The 689-nt window shown below is 63.6% G+C and carries 1 protein-coding gene; it reads left to right on the top strand.

The annotated features are described in order from the left end of the window. The coding region (locus MKW15_RS24215) for an ISL3 family transposase (RefSeq protein ID WP_240862950.1) at positions 1–689 on the top strand (689 nt) is incomplete at both ends.

The raw sequence follows: 689 nt of genomic DNA, 5'->3' as shown, positions 1-689 counted from the left end.
CACGACACCGGCAAGATCGTGTGGGGCACCACGGGCAAGGATGCCGCGGCGTTCGACAGGTTTTTCACCGACGCCTTGCCCGAGGGCGCGGCCGCCCAGATCGAGTCGGTCTCGATGGATCTGGGCCTGGCCTACCGCAAACCGGTACGCGCCCACGCCCCGCAGGCGGCGATCTGTTTCGATCCTTTCCACGTGGTCCAGCTGGCCACCAAAGCACTCGACACCGTCCGCCGCCAACAGTGGCAACTCGCGCGGACCCTGTCGGACAAACAGATAGCCCGCAACTACAAAGGTGCCCGGTGGGCGCTGCTCAAGAACCCCGAAAACCTCACCGACACACAGAGATCCACACTCGAGGAACTCAAACGCGGCGGTGGTGCCCTCGCGCGTGCCTACGACCTCAAAGAAGCATTACGGGCAGTATTTGCCGGTGACCTCGACAACGCTGAGGTGATCGACATGCTCGGCAAATGGTGCGGCTGGGCCCAGCGCTGCCGCATCAAAGAGTTCGTCAGAGTAGGCACCACCATCCGCGCACACCTCGAGGGCATCGCCGCTGCCGTGGACCGCGGATTGACCAACGGAACCCACGAAGGACTCAACACCAAAGTCCGATTGATCACCCGCCGAGCCTACGGATTCCGCACCGCCGAAAACGCACTCGCCATGATCCTGCTCGCCTGCGGACC

It is taken from the genome of Gordonia gummivorans (assembly GCF_022513585.1).
Taxonomy (GTDB): domain Bacteria; phylum Actinomycetota; class Actinomycetes; order Mycobacteriales; family Mycobacteriaceae; genus Gordonia.
The sequence above is the reverse complement of the archived record's forward strand: the minus strand, read 5'-3'. Positions and strand labels throughout refer to the sequence as shown.